The sequence below is a fragment of the Phocaeicola faecalis genome, assembly GCF_021730445.1.
Classification (GTDB): domain Bacteria; phylum Bacteroidota; class Bacteroidia; order Bacteroidales; family Bacteroidaceae; genus Phocaeicola; species Phocaeicola faecalis.
Genome location: NZ_JADNRM010000001.1, coordinates 703,757 through 724,860, shown reverse-complemented (window position 1 = coordinate 724,860; position 21,104 = coordinate 703,757). Strand labels below are relative to the sequence as shown.

At 43.7% G+C, this 21,104-nt stretch carries 15 protein-coding genes; 6 read left to right on the top strand and 9 right to left on the bottom strand.

The annotated features are described in order from the left end of the window. Nucleotides 1-5 precede the first annotated feature (5 nt). Nucleotides 6-3,200, bottom strand: coding sequence for a SusC/RagA family TonB-linked outer membrane protein (locus IR173_RS03105; RefSeq protein ID WP_237038212.1), 3,195 nt, complete (start codon nucleotides 3,198-3,200; stop codon nucleotides 6-8). A gap of 1,192 nt (nucleotides 3,201-4,392) precedes the next feature. Here IR173_RS03105 and IR173_RS03100 point away from each other — a divergent pair. Beyond that, the gene (locus IR173_RS03100; RefSeq protein ID WP_237038211.1) at nucleotides 4,393-4,833 is read left to right on the top strand and encodes a hypothetical protein; all 441 of its coding nucleotides are present in this window, start codon (nucleotides 4,393-4,395) and stop codon (nucleotides 4,831-4,833) included. 129 nt (nucleotides 4,834-4,962) lie between these two features. Here the strand turns inward: IR173_RS03100 and IR173_RS03095 are convergent, their stop codons facing one another. Next, nucleotides 4,963-5,544 carry an FKBP-type peptidyl-prolyl cis-trans isomerase gene (locus IR173_RS03095; protein ID WP_237038210.1) on the bottom strand — a complete coding sequence of 194 codons (582 nt, stop codon included), beginning with the start codon at nucleotides 5,542-5,544 and terminating at the stop codon, nucleotides 4,963-4,965. A 515-nt stretch (nucleotides 5,545-6,059) separates the two neighbouring features. On the opposite strand from IR173_RS03095, the gene ilvD reads away from it, so the two are divergent. From ilvD to ilvC, 5 genes are read left to right on the top strand one after another with little or no spacing between them, the layout of a single operon-like run. Further along, the gene (gene ilvD / locus IR173_RS03090; RefSeq protein ID WP_237038209.1) at nucleotides 6,060-7,862 is read left to right on the top strand and encodes a dihydroxy-acid dehydratase; all 1,803 of its coding nucleotides are present in this window, start codon (nucleotides 6,060-6,062) and stop codon (nucleotides 7,860-7,862) included. A 20-nt stretch (nucleotides 7,863-7,882) separates the two neighbouring features. Next, nucleotides 7,883-9,580: a biosynthetic-type acetolactate synthase large subunit gene (gene ilvB, locus IR173_RS03085; protein WP_237038208.1), complete on the top strand. Its 1,698-nt coding sequence runs from the start codon at nucleotides 7,883-7,885 to the stop codon at nucleotides 9,578-9,580. A 12-nt stretch (nucleotides 9,581-9,592) separates the two neighbouring features. Beyond that, nucleotides 9,593-10,156, top strand: a complete 564-nt coding sequence (gene ilvN, locus IR173_RS03080; protein WP_237038207.1) for an acetolactate synthase small subunit — start codon at nucleotides 9,593-9,595, stop codon at nucleotides 10,154-10,156. Continuing rightward, nucleotides 10,153-10,896 (top strand): acyl-[acyl-carrier-protein] thioesterase, encoded by a 744-nt coding sequence (locus IR173_RS03075; RefSeq protein ID WP_237038206.1) that lies wholly within the window; start codon nucleotides 10,153-10,155, stop codon nucleotides 10,894-10,896. Before ilvN ends, IR173_RS03075 begins: the two co-directional genes overlap by 4 nt. A gap of 50 nt (nucleotides 10,897-10,946) precedes the next feature. Next, entirely contained in the window at nucleotides 10,947-11,990 is a 1,044-nt protein-coding gene (gene ilvC / locus IR173_RS03070; RefSeq protein WP_005936757.1) for a ketol-acid reductoisomerase, read from the top strand. Between the two features lie 103 nt (nucleotides 11,991-12,093). Here the strand turns inward: ilvC and IR173_RS03065 are convergent, their stop codons facing one another. The 7 genes from IR173_RS03065 to lptC all read right to left on the bottom strand — a co-directional run bounded on the left by IR173_RS03065 (nucleotide 12,094) and on the right by lptC (nucleotide 21,103). Further along, a complete protein-coding gene (locus IR173_RS03065; RefSeq protein WP_237038205.1) occupies nucleotides 12,094-13,629 on the bottom strand; it encodes a hypothetical protein in 1,536 nt (511 codons plus the stop codon). 22 nt (nucleotides 13,630-13,651) lie between these two features. Then, nucleotides 13,652-14,692, bottom strand: coding sequence for a hypothetical protein (locus tag IR173_RS03060; RefSeq protein ID WP_237038204.1), 1,041 nt, complete (start codon nucleotides 14,690-14,692; stop codon nucleotides 13,652-13,654). A gap of 18 nt (nucleotides 14,693-14,710) precedes the next feature. After that, nucleotides 14,711-15,781, bottom strand: a complete 1,071-nt coding sequence (locus IR173_RS03055; protein ID WP_237038203.1) for a FimB/Mfa2 family fimbrial subunit — start codon at nucleotides 15,779-15,781, stop codon at nucleotides 14,711-14,713. A 42-nt stretch (nucleotides 15,782-15,823) separates the two neighbouring features. Next, nucleotides 15,824-16,675: a hypothetical protein gene (locus IR173_RS03050; RefSeq protein ID WP_237038202.1), complete on the bottom strand. Its 852-nt coding sequence runs from the start codon at nucleotides 16,673-16,675 to the stop codon at nucleotides 15,824-15,826. Nucleotides 16,676-16,940: 265 nt separating this feature from the next. Next, nucleotides 16,941-19,070: a peptidylprolyl isomerase gene (locus IR173_RS03045; protein ID WP_237038201.1), complete on the bottom strand. Its 2,130-nt coding sequence runs from the start codon at nucleotides 19,068-19,070 to the stop codon at nucleotides 16,941-16,943. Nucleotides 19,071-19,177: 107 nt separating this feature from the next. Continuing rightward, nucleotides 19,178-20,437 carry a hemolysin family protein gene (locus IR173_RS03040; protein WP_237038200.1) on the bottom strand — a complete coding sequence of 420 codons (1,260 nt, stop codon included), beginning with the start codon at nucleotides 20,435-20,437 and terminating at the stop codon, nucleotides 19,178-19,180. Nucleotides 20,438-20,449: 12 nt separating this feature from the next. Beyond that, nucleotides 20,450-21,103 (bottom strand): LPS export ABC transporter periplasmic protein LptC, encoded by a 654-nt coding sequence (gene lptC / locus IR173_RS03035; RefSeq protein WP_237038199.1) that lies wholly within the window; start codon nucleotides 21,101-21,103, stop codon nucleotides 20,450-20,452. Nucleotide 21,104: the final 1 nt, after the last annotated feature.

Sequence of the window (21,104 nt, the reverse complement as noted above, 5' to 3'; positions counted from 1 at the left end):
TTTTTTTAGAAGTTAACATTTACACCGACAGAGAGGGTTCTTTGCAACGGATACAGTTTACCCGGTCCCCAGTCGCCACCCAGTGTTTCGGGGTCGAATACAGAACTGATGCCTGTCCAAGTGAGCAGATTGTCGCCGGAAACGTAGAAACGTACAGATTCCATGGCAGCCTTTTTAGTCCAGCTTTTGGGCAAAGTATAACCTACTTGTACGTTCTTTACACGCAGGTATGCCGCATTCTGTAAATATCCGCTTTGAACTTCCTGATTCTTTTTGATATTTCCGAAGTAAGGTTTCGGATAATATGCGTTTGTGTGTTCAGGTGTCCAATAGTCCAGATGCTCGGTGAAGCAGGCTGATTGCCATTCGTCACCGCTGGCTCCCCAGAAGTACGGGCCATCCAGCCAGTAGTCGCGTTTCATGGTTCCTTGCAAGAAGATGGAGAAATCCAGTCCTTTCCATGAACCGTCTACCGTGAAACCGAAGTTGTAGCGTGCATAACTGTTACCGATAACTTTCAAGTCGCCATGGTCGTTAAGGGTTTTGGAACCGGAAGTCACTTCTCCGTCTCCGTTCAAGTCGGCATACATAATATCGCCGGCACCCCATTTAGAACCCCAGTTGGGTTTGTTGTTGGCTAAATGGGCATCCATTTCTTCTTGAGTCTGTGCGATACCTACTGTGGTGTATCCCCAGATGGTTCCGTCCAGCTTGTTGTTGTACCAACTGTAGATATCACCGCTTTCATTCGGATATTTCAGTACCTTACGCTGTCCGTCGGCCAAAGTGAAGCGTACTCCATAGTTGAAGTCTTCGATACGGTCTCTCCATGATAATTCCATTTCCCAACCGTAAGATTTCATATCGGCATTGTTTATCTTCGGGGCAGATGCACCCAAAATACCGGGAAGGGTGGGAGCAGGACCTACCATATCGTAAGTATAGCGTTGGTAGTAGTCGAATGAACCGGTCAGTCGGTTGTCAAAAAGACCGAAGTCTACACCGACGTTCCATGATTCTACGGTTTCCCAAGTCAATACACTGCTGACGATGCCCGGAAGAGATGCTGTGTTTTGGCGTACTCCGTTGAGCAACCAGCCTGAGTTGTTTGTTCCCACAGGCATGCTTTGGAAGAACGGATACCAGGCTTCGGTTTCATTGTTACCCAATTGTCCCCATGAACCTCTCAGTTTCAAGGTGCCGATTACGTTTGACAATGGTTTGAAGAATTCTTCACGTGAAATGTTCCATCCCACTGAGAATGATGGGAACAGTCCCCAGCGTTTGTCGCCGATGAAGCGTGAAGAACCATCATAACGTAAGTTGGCTTCCAACAGATAGCGCTCTTTGTAGTTGTAGTTGACACGTCCGAAGAAACCGGCGATAGCCAATTCGGATGCACTGTTGTAAGCGTTTTTATTGTCCTGTGTGGTGTTCAGTTCAGGCACGCTGGAAGTGATAAGATCTGTACCGAAACCGGTCAGGCCGCCTTTCTTGTAAAGCTCGGCATTGAAACCTGCCATTACTTTAAAGTAGTGGTCGCCTATGGTTTTGGAATAATCACTGAAAATATTGGTTGAGAAGTAGTCTTCGCTGGCGCGGTAGTCTTGTACTTCCGAATAGCCGGCAGCACCTCCGTTCCAAGACAGTGCATAAGGGTTATTGTCGGTATCGTAACCGTAGATTGGCAATACAGCCCAATGGTATTTTTCATTGTATTGGCGCAAGCTGCCTTCTACGTTGATGTGCCAGTCCTTGATGGGCTCGAATACGAATTGAATCTGATTGGTTATCCAGTTCTTTTCACTGGTTTGTTTTCCACCTTCTTCCATTTGTATGATTTCCATATCGGCAGACCAGTGTCCGTTGGGATCGACTACCGGACAGGTCGGCCAGCGGCGTGCGATGTTGTGGAAGAACAGTCCTGTCATGTAAGTCGGACGGTCATAGTTCTCGCGTGTCCATTTGTTATTATAATTCATGGTAATCCAATCGGCAAGTTTCACGGATATTTTTCCGTTCAGTGTATAACGCTGGAACTTGTCGCTACCGTGACGTAACAGACCCTTTTGGTCAAGGAAGCTACCGCTTAGCAAATAGGTGATTTTGTCGTTACCGCCATTGATACTTAAATTGTGTTCTTGTGAAGGCACCCAACTGTCATAGAATTCATCAAACCAGTTGGTATTGGCAAATGCACCTCCGTAGTTCTGCCAACGTCCGTTGGTACCGGCTACCGTACCGTAATATTCCGGTTTGGTGGGGTCGGTGTATCCGCCGCTCATGTATGTCTTGATGCGGTTCATATCGTCTTCATCGAAGATGACAGTACCGTAAGCATTGCGCTGAGCTTCATTGAAATAAGTTGCAAAGTCCAATGAGTTGGTCATATTAGGTTTTTGGATAGCATCCGAAAAACGGAGATTACCTGAATAGTTGACTCTTGTTTTTCCGCTATTACCGTTCTTGGTGGTAATTAGAATAACACCGAATGCAGCACGTGCACCGTAAATAGAAGAAGAGGCGGCATCTTTCAGTACTGACACATTGGCAATATCATTAGGGTTTACCGTATTCATATCGCCTTCGATTCCGTCAATCAAAATCAAGGGATTGCCACTGGAGCCGTCACCGATGGTACCTGCACCACGGATGTTGATATTAAGAGAAGCATCCAATGCACCACCGCTGTTGCCCACTGACATATTCAATCCCGGAATCTGACCTTGCAAGGCTTGTGCCACATTCTGTACGGGGCGTGATTCCAGCACTTTGGAGTCGACCATACTCACGGCACCGGTTACATTTACTTTTTTCTGCGTACCATAACCTACTACAACGACTTCATCCAACATTTGTGTGTCGTCTTTCAAGATGATGTTCAAGGGAGTTCCTGTCCACTTTACTTCCATCGTTTCATATCCCACAAAAGAAATCACCAATGTACTTCCTTTGGGAACGTTGTTCAAGGTAAAGTCTCCATCTATACCTGTGATGGTACCGTTGGTACTTCCTTTTACTACCACAGATGCACCGATAACGGTTTCACCTGTTCCGTCTTTTACAACTCCGGTGCATGTGCCGTTTTGCTGGACAGCGTCAATACCCGTCACTCTTTCCCCGGATGATGCGTAAACTGCTCCTCCACTGATAGTTGAGAGGAATAGTAACATACCGACTGATTTGAGATGTTTTAACATATTACTATTATTTAATTGTTTGTGAAAAACATGTGAATCCATGAATGGAATAAGTTCCAACAGAACTATGTTTTTCAGGATTGGTGAGGAAAAATAGTATGATTAACAGCCTGGCATGACTTAAAAGAGGGGTGAAATGTTCAGTTAAGGTTCTTATATTCTACCCGATTTTATAGTGCTTCACCTTAAAATTGCAGTAAGATTGGAGTATAAAAGGTTATTCAGATGTACTGAATAGCATTCTATTGCCTGTGCTTATTGTGTGATATTTTATAAAAATGATATTTTTTATAAAAATCACCGCGTCCTCTCGCTTGTTATTTTAAAAATATTGTATATTTGCGGTGTTAATCTAAATTTTATTGAAAAACATAGTTCTGTTGGAACTTATCCGCTTGTCCTTGTTTTCGGCTTGCAAACTTCATCAAGATGTAGGCCCAGTAGAAAATTAGTATGCCATATATCTTCGTAATTCTGAATGGAAGGAGCTTTTTAGAGATAAATCATTTCGTGATTGCTTAACCACGGTCGTGGTTAAGTCTGCTCACGGTCGTGGTTAAACTTAGTCACCCCTGTGGTTAACGGACATCTTACTTTCGTCAGTAAAAGAAGGAACAGAAGCATTGTATGCTGACGGAGTACTTCATGGTCAACCGGAATTGATGTGATTCTCTGCAAAATCAAACGCATGTTTTTTTGCGTCGTTTTCCCATTAACGGTGCTTGTCCGGGAAGGAAAGGCCGGAATATGAGGCACTTTCACAAACAACCTGTTTATAAGCCGATAAACGGATGTTGCGCTGTGAATGAATGATATAACTGAGGTGCGTAAGAAAAAGGAGTGAGAGAATGGGGACATAAGCGGGTGCAACTTATTATTGTGTTCTGAGTTCAAGTTCTAAAAGCGATACTTCATTTTGTTTGCAGAGTAGAAAAAGAATAGAAAATTATGCTGCTTTCAAAGTACTCAAAAGGGGGGGAGAAGTAGAATGGATGGAATTATATATATGTTGAATATATTTTTATTGTTCCAGCCTCGTTTCAGGGATTTTCAACCGTCTGTTTTCATTTTGATAAATAAATCCCTCTTTTAAAGAACGTTAATATAATGTATTCGGAACGCAGTAATCTTTCACACTTAGCATTATAGCAGTGTGTCTGAAGGACATTTCGGTAATAATAAAATAAGAAATATGAAAAGAATGAATGTATGGATTGCCGTAGTAGGTATGGCAATGGCTTTTTCTGCTTGTAAGCCGGGGGCTAAAACAAACCAGGAAACAGAGGAAACGAAGGTGACAGAACAAAAAACGGGTGACGATAAAGACGAACACGGATGTATCGCTTCGGCAGGTTATGTGTGGAGTGCACTGAAGAAAGACTGCATCCGTCCTTTTGAGGCCGGCGTAAAAGTGCCCGGTATCACAGCCGACAATAACACAACGGCGGCTTATGTGGTTTTTGCAGAAGATTCTACCTGTGCGGAATTATTTGTTGCGACCGTGAAAGGTGGCGTGTTGCTGGATAAAGCGGAAGCTGTCTGGAAGAATGACTCTCTGGATTTTGTAGTGAAGCAGGATGCCGGCCGGTGGACTATCACTGAAAAGGGAACTGAAGTTTTTGCCGGAGAATAAAATCCGTCTGCCGAAAATGAATAAAAAAACAGGCGTGAATATTGCGGAGAAACACGGGATAAGAGAATTATTCCGTGACATTCGCATTCTTCACGCCTTGGAAACAATTTAAAGATATAAGTTTGTCGATTAGTGGCAATGTCCGCATCCGCAACTTTCGTCGTGACTGCCGCAACCATCTCCGCAACCGTCTCCGCAGTCACCGCAACCGCATCCGCAACCTTCGCCGCTCATCATATTCAGCGTCTCTTGAATTTCTTCGTTGGTGGCAGGACGTGATTCTGTTACTTCGCCCACAAAAGTCAGGTCTTTGCCTGCATGGGGATGGTTCAGGTCAACAGTTACCGTATCGGCGGTTACTTCGCCCACAGTGGCATAGAAGTGATGTCCTTCATTGTCTTGCAAAGGGATAACGGCTCCCTCGAAGATACGTTCTGCATCAAATACACCGTCGATGGTGAACATTTCTTTAGATACAGTGCGTACACCTTCAGGCATATATTCTCCGTAAGCTTCTGCGCTTGGAATGACGAAATCGAATTTATCGCCTTTGTTCAGGGCGGCAACTTCGCTTTCGAAGCGTTCAAGCGTGGTTCCCAGTCCTGAAATGAATTGGAAGGGGTGCTCTGCGGTTGCTTCTTCTACTAATGTTTTCTGACCGTCTTGCATAACGTACAGTTTGTATGCTACGGTAATGTACTTATTTTCCATGTTTTTTATATTATAAATATACTGAATTACGTGCGGGAATTGTTTTCCCGGCGTGCAAAGATACAAATTAATTCATATCCCAACAGATTATTCCGCCTAAGTATTACGTTATTTTGTCAGAATGATAGATTGTTTGTCTGTGTTCGGAAGCTTTGTGCTCCTTCAGGGATGAAAGAAAATGCATCGCTTTGTGATAAAATGATTTTTTTAAAGCTCGTTTGGTTACGAATGATAATTTATAAGAAAAAAAATCTTCATTTTATTTGTTTGTTACGAAAAACGCTTTACCTTTGCAGTCGTTAAAGCAACAAAGAAAAAAGATATATGAACGTTACTACTCTAAATAACCTGGCAGTCCTGCATATTATTCGCTTCGTGGTGGTCACACTGGGAGAGTGAGAAAGGTTGTGTATGTGTAGTTGTACATAAAAGATATATTTGAAGGCCTTTCTCACATGGATGAGAAAGGCTTTTTTAGTAATAGAAAGTTAGGACGTTTTAGACAATAGAATAAAATGAAAAATCAGTTACGCAGCTCGTATAGCACACAAGGTCGCCGGATGGCAGGGGCCAGAGCCCTTTGGGTGGCAAATGGCATGAAGAAAGAAATGATGGGAAAACCCATTATTGCAATAGTAAACTCGTTTACCCAATTTGTCCCCGGACACACACACTTGCATGGGATAGGTCAGCAGGTGAAGGCTGAAATAGAGAAGTTGGGATGCTTTGCAGCTGAATTTAATACCATTGCTATCGATGACGGTATTGCCATGGGCCACGATGGAATGCTCTATTCACTGCCAAGTCGTGATATTATAGCCGATAGTGTGGAGTATATGGTCAATGCTCATAAAGCGGATGCGATGGTATGCATCAGTAACTGTGACAAAATAACTCCGGGTATGCTTATGGCGGCCATGCGGTTGAACATTCCCACTGTGTTTGTATCGGGAGGACCGATGGAAGCAGGAGAATGGAACAACCGGCATCTTGACCTGATTGATGCGATGATTAAATCGGCAGATTCATCGGTCAGTGATGAAGAGGTGGCTCAAATAGAGAATAATGCTTGTCCCGGCTGCGGCTGTTGCTCGGGAATGTTTACCGCCAACTCTATGAATTGCCTGAATGAGGCTATCGGACTGGGGCTGCCGGGGAACGGAACAATTCTGGCTACTCATGCCAACCGTACCCGGCTGTTTAAAGATGCGGCCGCATTAATCGTAAAAAATGCATATAAATATTATGAAGAAGGGGATGACAGTGTGTTGCCGCGCAGCATTGCCACTCGTGATGCTTTCCTCAATGCCATGACGTTGGATATAGCTATGGGAGGGTCTACCAATACGGTTCTTCACCTGTTGGCTATTGCTCATGAAGGTGGGGTGGACTTTACAATGGATGATATCGATATGTTGTCACGCCGTGTGCCTTGTCTTTGCAAGGTGGCTCCCAATACACAGAAATATCATATTCAGGATGTAAATCGTGCAGGAGGTATCCTTAATATATTAGGTGAGTTGGCCAAGGGCGGTCTGCTGAAAACAGATGTGAACCGTGTGGATGGTATGACACTGGCAGATGCTATCAGAAAATACAGTGTGACTGTAGACGAGCCGGATGCTGATGCTGAACGTATCTACTCTAGTGCCCCGGGCAATAAATTTAATATTACGTTGGGTTCTCAGAATGCAACGTACAAAGAACTCGACACCGACCGTGCCAATGGTTGTATCCGCGACTTGGAACATGCCTACAGCAAGGACGGCGGGTTGGCCGTACTGAAGGGGAATATCGCTCAAGACGGTTGTGTGGTAAAAACAGCCGGAGTGGACGAAAGTATTTGGAAATTTTCGGGACCGGCCAAGGTGTTTGATTCACAGGATGCTGCTTGCGAGGGCATCTTGGGCGGAAAGGTGGTGAGTGGCGATGTCGTCGTGATTACCCACGAAGGGCCGAAAGGTGGCCCCGGTATGCAGGAAATGCTTTATCCCACTTCTTATATCAAATCAAAACATCTCGGAAAGGAGTGTGCCTTGATAACCGACGGACGCTTTAGTGGCGGTACGTCAGGACTGAGTATCGGACATATTTCTCCTGAGGCTGCCGCAGGCGGAAACATCGGGAAAATAGTGGATGGAGATATCATCGAAATCGATATTCCGAACCGCAGTATCAATGTGAAACTGAGTGACGAAGAGCTTGCAGCACGTCCCATGACTCCGGTGACCCGCAACCGCTACGTGCCGAAGAGTCTGAAAGCCTATGCCAGCATGGTGAGTTCGGCAGACAAGGGCGGTGTGAGAATCATTGACTAATAAAAAGAAATAGATATTATATGGCAAAAGAACAAATAACAGGAGCAGAGGCCTTGATGCGTTCCTTGGAGCATCAGGGGGTAAAGACTCTTTTCGGATATCCGGGAGGCTCCATCATGCCTACTTTTGATGCTTTATATCATCATCGAGATACATTAAATCATATATTGGTTCGTCACGAACAGGGAGCTGCTCATGCGGCACAAGGTTTTGCCCGCGTGTCGGGTGAAGTGGGAGTCTGTCTGGTCACCAGCGGTCCCGGCGCGACGAATACCATCACCGGCATTGCCGATGCCATGATTGACAGTACGCCTATCGTGGTAATTGCCGGACAGGTGGGCGCATCGTTCTTGGGAACAGATGCGTTTCAGGAGGTCGACTTGGTGGGTGTCACTCAGCCTATCTCCAAATGGAGCTACCAGATTCGTCGGGCAGAGGATGTGGCTTGGGCAGTGGCACGCGCTTTTTATATTGCCAAAAGTGGACGTCCCGGTCCTGTTGTGCTAGATTTTGCCAAGAATGCTCAGGTGGAGATGGTGGACTATGAACCGATGAAACTTGATTTTATCCGCAGCTATGACCCTGAACCCAATCCGGATAAGGAGTGTCTGCAGGAAGCTGCCGAATTGATAAACGGTGCTTGTAAACCATTGGTTTTAGTCGGCCAGGGAGTGGAACTCGGCAATGCGCAAGATGAACTTCGTGCTTTCATTGAGAAAGCTGATATGCCTTGCGGGTGTACCTTGCTGGGACTGTCGGCACTTCCTACAAACCACAGACTCAACAAAGGTATGTTGGGTATGCACGGTAATCTTGGGCCGAATGTCAAAACCAATGAGTGTGACGTGTTGATAGCCGTGGGAATGCGTTTTGATGACCGTGTGACCGGTAAGCTTGATACATACGCCCGACAAGCGAAAATCATTCATCTGGATATCGATTCGTCGGAAATAGATAAGAATGTAAAGGTGGACGTGCCTGTGTTGGGCAATTGCAAACAGACGCTTGCCATGCTGACACAACTTATCGGTGAAAACAAGCATACAGAATGGATTGACAGTTTTGCCGAATATGAAAAAACGGAGTATGAACAGGTTATCGAAAAAGAGATTCATCCCCGCGAAGGCGCACTGAATATGGGAGAGGTGGTCCGCGCCGTGAGCGAGGCTTCACATCACGAAGCTATTCTGGTGACCGATGTGGGACAGAACCAGATGATGGCGGCACGCTACTTTAAGTACAGCAAGAACCGTAGCATCGTTACTTCCGGCGGGCTGGGCACCATGGGCTTCGGTCTGCCTGCCGCAATCGGTGCCACTTTCGGACGCCCCGACCGCACCGTGTGTGTGTTTATGGGTGACGGAGGATTGCAGATGAATCTTCAGGAACTGGGAACTGTTATGGAACAAAAGGCTCCGGTGAAGATTATTCTTCTGAACAATAATTATCTGGGCAATGTTCGTCAATGGCAGGCAATGTTCTTCGGACGCCGTTACTCGTTTACGCCGATGCTGAATCCGGATTACATGAAAATAGCCGAAGCCTACGAGATTCCTGCCCGACGTGTGATGGAGCGGGAGGAGTTGCAGGATGCCATCCATGAAATGCTGACTACCGACGGGCCGTTCCTTTTGGAAGCCTGCGTGATAGAGGAAGGTAATGTGTTGCCGATGACGCCTCCGGGAGGTTCGGTAAACCAGATGTTGTTAGAATGTTAAAAGAGTAAGGTTATGGATAAGACATTATATACATTAATCGTCCATTCGGAGAATATTGCCGGTTTGCTGAACCAGATTACTGCTGTGTTTACCCGCCGGCAGATTAATATAGAAAGCCTCAATGTTTCGGCTTCGTCTATCAAAGGAGTTCATAAATACACCATTACGGCGTGGACTACCAAGGACATTATCGAAAAGGTGGTGAAGCAGATAGAAAAGAAAATCGATGTATTGCAGGCGCATTATTTCACCGATGACGAAATCTTTCTGCACGAGATAGCACTCTATAAGGTGTCCATACCCGAGTTTCAGTCCAATCCCATCGCATCGAAAGTGATTCGCCGTTATAACGCACGCATTGTGGAGGTGAATCCGGTCTTTGCCATTGTCGAGAAGGCGGGCATGACCGAGGAAATCACTTCTTTATATGAGGAGTTGCAGGCACTGGGCTGTGTATTGCAGTTCGTCCGTTCGGGACGTGTGGCTATCACGACCAGTTGCTTTGAACGTGTCAATGAGTATCTGATACAGCGTGAGGAAAAATATCGTCAACAAAAGGAAGAAAAGGAGCTGTGATGAGTGACAATAAAGTTGGAACATACAAGTTTGTGGCAGAGCCTTTCCATTGCGACTTCACCGGAAAACTGACCATGAGTGTGCTGGGCAATCATCTGTTGAACTGTGCCGGCTTCCATGCGGCCGACCGTGGATTCGGTATTGCCACATTGAATGAAAACCATTATACATGGGTGCTTTCCCGCCTGGCTGTCGAACTGGAAGAGATGCCTCGCGAGTACGAATCTTTCAGTATTCAGACTTGGGTGGAGAATGTTTATCGACTTTTTACCGACCGTAACTTTGCTATTCTCGACAAGGAGGGAAATGCTGTGGGCTATGCCCGTTCGGTGTGGGCGATGATAAGCATGGAGACTCGTAAGCCTGCCGATTTGCTGACGCTCCACGGAGGGAGCATCACTGACTATGTGTGTGATAAGGATTGTCCTATCTCCAAGCCGGGCCGTATCAAAGTGACTGAAAAGACACCTCTTGTCGAGTATCGGACGAAATACAGTGATATCGACATCAACGGGCATGTAAATAGTATTAAGTATATCGAACATATCCTCGATTTGTTTCCCATCGAAGTGTTCAAGGAAAAACAGGTAAAGCGTTTTGAAATGGCATACGTGGCAGAAAGCTATTATGGCGATGTATTGAGTTTCTATCGCGAGGAAGTGAGAGAGAACGAATATGATATAGAAGTAAAAAAGAATGGCGCGGAAGTCGTTGTTCGCAGTAAAGTGATATTGATTTAATTTAATAACAATAGGGCGGCGCAGTGTTGCCCGTAAAAATTAGTTTTAAAATGGCACAATTGAATTTTGGCGGTGTTACAGAAACTGTAGTTATCCGCGATGAATTTCCTTTGGAAAAAGCACGTGAAGTATTGAAAGATGAAACAATCGCTGTAATCGGTTATGGTGTACAGGGTCCGGGTCAGTCATTGAACCTGCGTGACAATGGTTTCAACGTAATCGTTGGTCAGCGTCCGGGAAAAACATATGAAAAAGCGGTTGCTGACGGATGGGTTCCGGGCGAAACTCTGTTCGGCATTGAAGAAGCCTGTCAGAAAGCAAGCATCATTATGTGCCTGTTGTCTGATGCTGCTGTTATGTCTGTATGGCCTACCATTAAACCTTGTCTTACTCCGGGTAAGGCTCTGTATTTCTCTCATGGTTTTGCCATTACTTGGAGCGACCGCACGGGTGTGGTTCCTCCTGCTGATGTCGACGTGATTATGGTTGCTCCCAAAGGTTCGGGAACTTCATTGCGTACCATGTTCCTCGAAGGTCGTGGCTTGAACTCTTCATACGCCATCTATCAGGATGTAACCGGTAAGGCTTACGAACGTACTATTGCTCTAGGTATCGGTATCGGTTCCGGCTATCTGTTCGAGACTACTTTCCAGCGTGAAGCCACTTCAGATTTGACAGGTGAGCGCGGTTCATTGATGGGGGCTATTCAGGGATTGTTGTTGGCACAGTACGAAGTGTTGCGTGAAAACGGACATACTCCTTCTGAAGCATTCAACGAAACTGTAGAAGAACTGACTCAGTCATTGATGCCGTTGTTCGCTAAGAACGGTATGGACTGGATGTATGCTAACTGTTCTACTACTGCCCAGCGTGGTGCATTGGACTGGATGACTCCGTTCCACGATGCTATCAAGCCTGTAGTTGAAAAACTGTATCACAGCGTGAAAACCGGTAATGAAGCTCAGATTTCTATCGATTCTAACTCTAAGCCCGATTATCGCGAAAAGTTGGAAGAAGAATTGAAAGCATTGCGTGAAAGCGAAATGTGGCAGACTGCCGTTACTGTTCGTAAACTTCGTCCTGAAAACAATTAATACTCTGTATTGGATATTATAAAAAAGGTGTGTCGGAATGAGAAGACCTTGTGTCTGTTATTCTTTGGCACACCCTTTTTTTGTATGAAGCGGCTTTGTCTTTTTAATAAGTAGCCGGTGTACTCCATCCTCCTGAAAGAGTTAGATTGTCTACTCCCAGTAAAGGCAGATTCAGCGGGACTGATATGGTAATATTGCCGATGGCGGTTTTGACAACTGTTCCCAGTAAAGTTCCCACTATTGGGATACCTCCCAATAGTCCGTCCAGATTTGGGATGGTGGACAGCTTGAGGGATAAGGTTAGCGAATGATTTCCATCTGTCTGTTGGGCATACGATTTTAGTCCTAAGTCCAAAAAAGAATAATCTGAACGGTATCGGTAGTTGGTATTTACATTGGCTTGTATTGGATCGTTAATGTCGATAAAAGTTCCGTTTAAGAGTAGAGAACTGTCTATAATCCGGTCAATCAGTAAACCGGATACTAATCCTTGTTTAATGACATTGATATTGCGTACATCAAATGTTCCGTGAAAACCTTTAATGAGAATGTCTTTCTCACTATATATATTTCCTCCTGTAAAGGCGTATTTAAAGCGTTGGTCACCTGTAAAGTAGTCTTTTACGGTCAGATTGAAATCCATTGTCTTAGGGAAATTCCGTATAGTCACTACTGCGGTACTGGCTTCGCTGGTTGCCCATGGGTTGAGTAATACGCCTAGAAATGCCAATAAGCCTTGCTGGTCAGCATTACCCGTTAATGCAAGTCCGAGTTGGTTGACTAATTGTTTTAACAGCATATCATACAATGCATTTGTGACCGGTTCCACCAGTCCGCCTACAACTAGATTGACAGCTGCGTCCAGTCCGCCTAGCACTGTATAGATTGCATTTCCTAGGGTGCCAAGATCTAATGCCGGTTTTAATAGTCCCGGAAGTAAACCTTGTACGGTGGTGCGAATGATGTTTTTATATCCTACCTGTGTCACGATATTGTTTACTAGCGCATTTAGGGCTGTTTGTGCATCTACAAAATTGCGGTGCAGTTTTAGCATGCTGATGATACGTTGCAACAATACATAGGGTTGGGGAGTAGCATCCGAGAAAGATACTTTAGCCCAATAATATTCAGATGTGTCCGTAAATTCTGCATTAGGCAGTACAATACGTCCGTTGGCATAGGTCGTTTGATAATTGGTAAGTACATCTGTGTATGTAGTTCCACTACTTGAAGTGTAAGGAAACAGTGTCTTTTCTACATTGGCAGTGAACACAGCGATATAATTTCCTTTGGGTAATGTATCTTTGACTGCAGTTAAAGGCCATGTAGTTATACCGTTGCCCGGAGTTAAAATCACTTTCTCCTTGATATATTCTCCTGTTGATTTATAGATGATATAACGGAGATGGCGGACTCGACCGTCGGCACCTGTCACTGCGGCACGGGAACGGTTGCCGAATGTGGGTGAGAAATTGACTTCAAAGCAGCCTTCGGGTAAATTCTCTGCTCCTTCATTTACTTCAGGAGGTTGCTGTTCGGTTTCCGGTAAAGCAGGTGGCAGGAGGTCTGTCTCGCTGTTACATCCGGTGAATAAAGACAATACAAGTCCACCTGTAATTATCCATTGAAATATTTTCATCTCCGTTGGGTTTAATGATTAATTATTGAATACCATCCCAAGTATTATCATCCAGATTTACATTATGTGTTAGTATAAATCCTAGATTGATTTTGGAGTAGTCGCCTGTCACCGTCAGTTGATAATTAGGAAGGAAGATGAACCGGTTGCCTGATACTTTACCTGGTTCGTCGGCTACCTTAATGGTATAACGTTCGGTGAATGAACCGTAAGATACATCCAAATAAAAGAGCGTTTTCCGGGCATCGGGGATGGCTAGTAGATAATAGCTTAGATTGACGCTTCCTGATGTGGGTACTTGTGTGCCCAGTATTCTTGGAGAACCGTCTCCTGTTGTCTGCCATAACATTGCGCTTCCATCTGTAATCCGTGTGGCGGTGACCAAATTCTCTGCAACCAGTGTGACGAATTTAACAAAGGTTGGAATATTGTTTATCTGGACTGTCAGCCCGCTGACAATACGTTTTAGCGTTCCGGTTATCTGATTGACTTGTCCCGGTAGAAATGCTGTGCCAATTGCTGTTCCATTCATATTTCCTATGCATTGGCAACTGAAAAATTCGGGTACTCCATAGGTCGGATTGATTGGCTTTACATAAAGATTGGCCAATGTTGCCGGAGTAGATACCGATCCTATATCAAACAGTCTTGAGGCGGCTGTGGGGTTATTGAAATTATAATCATTCCGATTATATCCCAGTACGACAATGCGATAGGTGGAAGTTGCCTGAAGATTAAGCTTTGTAGAAGTGACAGGAAAAGAGTGGAGGGTTATCTGCTTGGCGGCAGCATAATCGGGCACAAAATTGGCCGGTTCACTCGTTGCAAGAGATTCATTTGTCTTGCGGAAAGGTAATATCAGAATACGGTTGACGGATAAGGTAGCATTATCGGAAGCACGGCTCAGCGCATCCTCATACTGGATATTTATCTCTACCGGAATTGTGTTGTCTTTCTGTGGCATCTCCGGTTCATCAATGTCATCTGTTGTGCATGCTGTCAGCCATAGGGCCGACAGCAATGCTGCAACTGAAAAATAAAGTATATGCCTTTTCCTTGTCATTCCTTTATGAATTTAAGCTTATTGGATAACCATATTATGTATCACTTCCCATGCCGGATTGATGGAAATTACGATAGCCTGATCTGTCAGCAAGTCAATCGGAGAGTCGTCGTCACCCATTTCGGGAGTACCGCCATTGGTGTTACCTGCCTGTGTCTTCGTTCCCAATGCATAGAAATGATTAGCCAAGATATTGAATGAACTGTTACCGTCTGTATCTTTTACAACCCAAGTTTTAAGGGGATTGTTGCCGGCATCATATAGTCCCAAAGTCATAGTGACATTGCTGACCGGCATGAAGAATGAACCGCTAAGTTGTGAATTGGGCAGTTTTACTACTCCATGACCGGAAAGGTCATTACCGGCATACACTCCTCCGGTGATTGTCTGGCCGGATAGATCTATATTGATGATATTATAGGGAGTGACATTGGATGTAATGGCAGCTCCGTTTGTGATATTCACTTCTTTATTGGCATCACTGACGGATAGACGAAGATATTTCACATCTGTTCCGTTTATGTTTTGAGGGATATTTTTGAAGTAGCCCAGTACACCTGCCACTTTACGAGTCATCGAGATGCTGACACGCGTTCCTCCGTTATTGCTGACGTTTGCTTGGCTCCATCCTGCAAATATCTCGGATTCGTCACCTGATTGTGCAATGGTAGCCATCATATTGTCGAAATTGTGAGCCGTCTCAGGCGAACTGATATTGAACAAGTCGGTCTGATCGCGACCTATTGCTAGAAATTTATAATCACCAGCACTGAGTTTCTCGCTGTTTCCGATGGAGTAACGCATGAAGGTAGTGCCGTCGCTCCATCCCGAAATGGTGAACGACTTGGAGTAAACATAGTCACTCCCATTGTTGAGAAACGCATATACAACAACACGTGTTACATGTTGTGTAGCTTCCTGACTATAGATTGAGCCACGAGAAGTGCCGCCATCTTTTAATTCGTTTACGGCTGAAATCTCGAAAGTAACACCTGTTTCGGCATTTTCACTTGACGGCGCAGGATTGTCATTGTCAGAGCATGCAAACAAAAACATGCTCAGCATAGCGAGAAACATCAATTTTTTCATTTTATAAAATAATTAAGTGGTTAAAAAAATAGATATGCAAAATTATTCGATTGTTAAATGATGGACTAATGTCCATTCTTTGTCTGAATAAACCCAGATATTCCATGCATCTGTATCTTTGTCGAAGTCGACACTAACAGCTGACAGTTCATTGCGGCGGATGTTTAATTCCATTTCGGGAACGGTCAACAGAGCAGAACTCTTTCCTTCTGAATAGAAACTGAGGTTCAGGCGGGTGCTTTTTTCGGTGATAGACGGAGAGACAGCCAGCGCATTTATTTCCTGTGGACGGCTATCTTTTTCGATGGTTGCCGAGCCTTGATAGTTCAGCAAACTGTCCACTTGACTGTATATCCCTTTCACGCTTTGATGCATCCGTGTTACATAAGAGGGAAAGTTCTTGCAGAAAATCAATAGTTTTCCTTTGGTACGTTGGAGTGCAATGCTTGCAGAGCTGCTGTTGCAGTTACAGAAATCTATTGTTCCTATATAGATATCTGTATGCTCAGTGCTTTGGGGATGCAATATTCCGGCTAGGGTTCCATCTGTCATATTTCCCCATGCGGTAAGATTATACTCTCCCAAAGGTAGATTATGGAAAACCAATTTGTAAGTCCGGTCGTTGCCTGTGACGGCTGTTACCAATGATTGGCTGACAGTTTTTCCGGTATATTTATCGGTGAGTGCATAATATATGGTATTTTGGAAATGTCCGAAAGGTTGGTCTTCCTGCTCGAAGGGGTATTGGGGGTATTGACTGATATTAGCGTAGTTCTTGTCAGCCACTGCTATTTCGACTGTATAGTCTGTTCGGCAGTTGTCGTCATCCTCGTCTATGCAGGCTGACATCAGTGATAATACTGCCGCACATACTATATAAAATACTTTTCTCATATTTTGCTTTTTAGTCACGTGTAATGAACGTAGCGTTAGGAGAATATGTTTTATGTAGTAAGAGAATAAATGTTTAAATAAATACAAAATAGTTTTGGGGCCTTACGGAAGGTATATTGTGATAATGGTATTGTGGGGGAGTTCTATTTTCTCTGGTGTTTTGGTGCTCATCAGAAATTTATTTGATATAATTAAAAAAGGTGCACCAAGATTATTATCCTGATACACCTCTTTCCCATTATATGGATTTTAATGATTTCTTGCTTTAGAAGTATAAGTAGCGGTCGTCTTTTACTTCTGCTTTCTTATACAAGTCACTGATAAAGCTACTTGAATAGCGTGCTGCCATATTTTCCAAGTTGCTTTCTTCTGTCTTGGCATCGAATGTTTCGGCACTCTTGTCCTTATTGATAACCTGCATTACATATACACCTGCATTACCCTTGATAGGAGCAGTAGTCTTGTTTACTTCTGTTTTACCGGCAAAAGCACCCAATACAGGTTCGCTTGCACGAGTCACAGAAACATACGCGGGAGCTGCAAAAGTGATATGTTTTACTGTATCGCTCACTGCATTTGCAGCACTCTTGGCTTTATTAATGTCTGCACCGTTCAATTCTGCCATAATCTTTTCTGCTTTCTTATCTTTGATAATTTCAGATTTCAGCATATCTGCCACCAAATTGATGTTACGGTAGCCGGCAGGATTAATCTTTTCGAGTGTAACTACCATCAGATGGTCGTTCTCACCACATTCATACAGCGGAGAAACTTCACCTTCTTTAGCTGCAAAAATCCATTTCAATGCGTCGCGAGTACCTTTTACACCACCTACATAGTGTTCACCGCTACGGAAATCGGCACGTTCCAACAAACGGTAACCGTTGTCTTCTGCGTTGGCTACAATCTTGTCTATTGTAGTGTTCTGTGCTACAAACTGGCTGAAATCATTGTATGCCTTGTTGTAAGTTTCTTTGCTGAATTCTACCGGACGTTTGATGATTGCCACTTGATATTTATCTTTCATGGCCTTCTTATCCATCACCTGAAGGATAACGTTAGCTTGACCGATTTGCAGATTGTTCAGTTCTTTAATACCGCCATTAATCAAGGTATTGATAAACTTAGCGTTTTCTGCATCAAGGGCAGCACCTTCATAATTACGTGCTGTCAACCAACTTGCTTCACCTGTCTGACCGTATTTCTGAGCGAGCTCAGCAAAGTCTGCACCACCTTTCAGAGCAGTGAAAATACTGTCTGCCAAAGTTTTAGTCTTTGCTTCTGTATCAGCATATACTTGAATCTGACGGAATTGGATGGAGTCAGGAGCTGTTTGTTTCGCTAAAATTCTGAAAGCGTTGTATGAGTCATCAGCTTGATTATAGTAAGGACCGTAAACTTCACCGAGCTTAACTGAATCCAAACGAGCTACGATGTCGTTAGGAAGTACAGTCTTGTTCACAACTACTTCAGAGAAAGGTACTACAGAGTTAGTAGAACGAACGAATGTGCTCATGTCGGCAGCATTAGCCAATTGAGTAGAATATTCTGTAACTTCGTCTAAAACTTCTTTGCGGTCTTCGTCAGAAGGAGTAACCAAAACATCAATGTATTTGATGTTGCGAGTTTCTATCGGCTGTTCGAAAGTGTCTTTTTTCTTATTGTAAAGCGCTTTGATTTCTTCGTTTGAAACAGTGATTGTAGAATCGCTGATAGAAGAATAAGGAACGGCAGCCAACAATACATCAGTCTGCTCTGTACGTGAAGCAAATGCATCTTCGGCAGAAACAGGATTTGAGATTAATGATTTAGCCAGCAAGTTCTGATATTTTTCAGCCAAAGCGGTTTGTTTCAAAGTCTTTTCGATAAAGTTCCAGAATGCACCCATCTTCTGATAGTATTCTACATACTGTGCAGGCATTTGGCTTTTACCCATGTTGGCATAGTCTACCAAGAACTTTTTCAACATATCTTTGTCGAATGCACCGGTTTGCGGGTTGCGGAACGGAGTCTGCATCAGCAATGGGTGAGTGCCTTCTTCGATAATTGCTTGGATTTCAGCATCGCTTACTGTCAAACCTAGTTTCTTGGCTTCTGCTGCAATTAATTGATTGTTTACGTAAGATTGCCAAACTTGGTCTTTCACTTGAGTCAGTTGGTCATCGTTAAGAGAGTTCAAGCCTTGAGTCAGCTTAATAACTTCTGCGTATTCATCAACCATTTTCTGATACTCTTGTGCGGTGAGTGTTTTTCCATTGACTTCACCTACGTCTTGTTTTCCCTGATGCGGCTGGAGTACTTTCCAAGCGTCACCCGCAATAAATGCGAAAAGGGCAAGACCGATTACAACGACCAACAAAGGGCCTTTACTTCTAATTGTTTGTAATGTTGCCATTTCTAAATTATACTATTTTGTTTATTGTTTTTCTATACTTTATAGATTTAGCGCACGAAGATACAAAAAATGCGGTTTACAATCTATTTTATTGTGAAAAAAATCTGTTATCCGGTCACTTTCAGCTTTACAAGCTCGATTTTGGTGGCTGTGACTTTAATTATTTTGAACTGGAAATTGTCGAACTTTATCACTTCATGCATTTTGGGAAAGCTTTGGTAGTGGTGCAGGATGAGGCCGCCGATGGTTTGGTATTCATCGCTTTCGGGCAAGTTGAGTGAGAAAAGTTCGTTTGCCTTTTCTATTTCCAAACGTCCTGAAAGAACGTATTCGTTGTCACCGATTTCTTTAGCTATGTAAGATGTGGTATCATGTTCGTCTTCTATTTCACCAAAAATCTCTTCTACCAAGTCTTCCAGTGCCACAATGCCTGAAGTGCCGCCGAACTCGTCGACCACCACTGCCAGCGATTTCTTTTGTTGCATGAATAGTTTCATCAGCTTGTGCGCGCCCATAGTTTCGGGAACAATAGGGAGTTGGCGGATATGTTCGGTCCAGTCGGTTACTTCGCGGAACATCTCTGATGAATGGATATAGCCTACAATATTGTCTATATTCTCCTTGTATACAATGATTTTGCTGATTCCACTTTCTATGAAACGTGCTTTCAGTTCTTCGAGTGAAGTGTCGTATTCGATGGCTACTATTTCGGTACGTGGAACCATGCAGTCACGAATCTTTATATTGGAAAAGTCAAGTGCATTTTGGAATATTTTGATTTCGGTATCAATTTCTTTTTTATTGTCGACATCTTGGATGCTGCTTTGGATGAAATAGTCCAAATCTACTTTTGTAAAGGCTTTGTCACTGGCTTCCTTATTTACTTTTATACCTAAGATACGCAATATCAGGTTAGATAGTCCTGATGCAAATTTGCTGATAGGGTAGAGGATTATGTAGCAGATAAATGCGGGAACGGCGAATATGTTCAGTGTTAAGTTGGGATTGATTTTAAATAGTGTTTTGGGTAGGAATTCGCCGGTCACCAGGATGATTAATGTTGATATGATAGTTTGAATCAGTACCAGTAAGAGTTCATTGTTAATGAGTCCTGCCAAAATGTTCTGCTCGATGACCTGCGCCATCAAGATACCGTAGATGACGAGGGCTATATTGTTTCCTACCAACATGGTAGAAATGAAATTGTTCGGGTTATGAAAGAAGATGGAAAGGATGCGAGAGGTGAGGCTCTGGCTATTGCGGTCCATCTCAAAGCGTAATTTATTTGAGGAAACAAAAGCAATTTCCATTCCTGAAAAGAAGGCGGAAAAGGCCATTGTGATTATTATTTCTATGATGATGCCCATAATGATAATTAATTAATGTATCGAGTCGGTCTTGATACTGTCCGAAGCAGTGGCTTTTGTGCTGTCTGCCGGGGCTGTGTCTTCTACAACAAACTCACCGCCACTGTTATAGATTTCATACTCGGTCAGTTGTTGGTTCGACTTGAATCCATACTGCCCGTTTATAATGCTTTTGTCTGCTTGTTCAATATGGATAGGCTTGTCGGAATAGATTTGTTCTTTAGCTTCGTCCCAGAACAGAAGTTGTGTGTCAAATTTGTCCCCTTGAAGGTTGCGGATATGTACATTGCTTCTCAGTTCCCAAAGTTTCTTTTTCTCGTAATAATAAGCTGTATCGGCTTTGATGCTGGCATCGATATGGAACAGTGAATCGAATTTTTCCAGATAGACTCCTTTTTCGAAAGCCCAATAAGGCGGGTTCTTTTTATCGTAGATTTCCCACTCTTCGGTAATGATTTTGTAGCGTGTGATGCCCGAATCGGATATTAAGGTAGTCACTCCCAGCGTTCTCATGGTGGGGAGGGAATCACGTTCGGTTATGGCTTCTGCCAGGTTTTTATTGTCTCCCGAGCATGCGGGGAATAAAACAAACATAACAGTTGTCCAAACGACAACTGTTATGTTCATAAATATAAGGTGTGAATTTCGTTTTTTTACAACTGACATA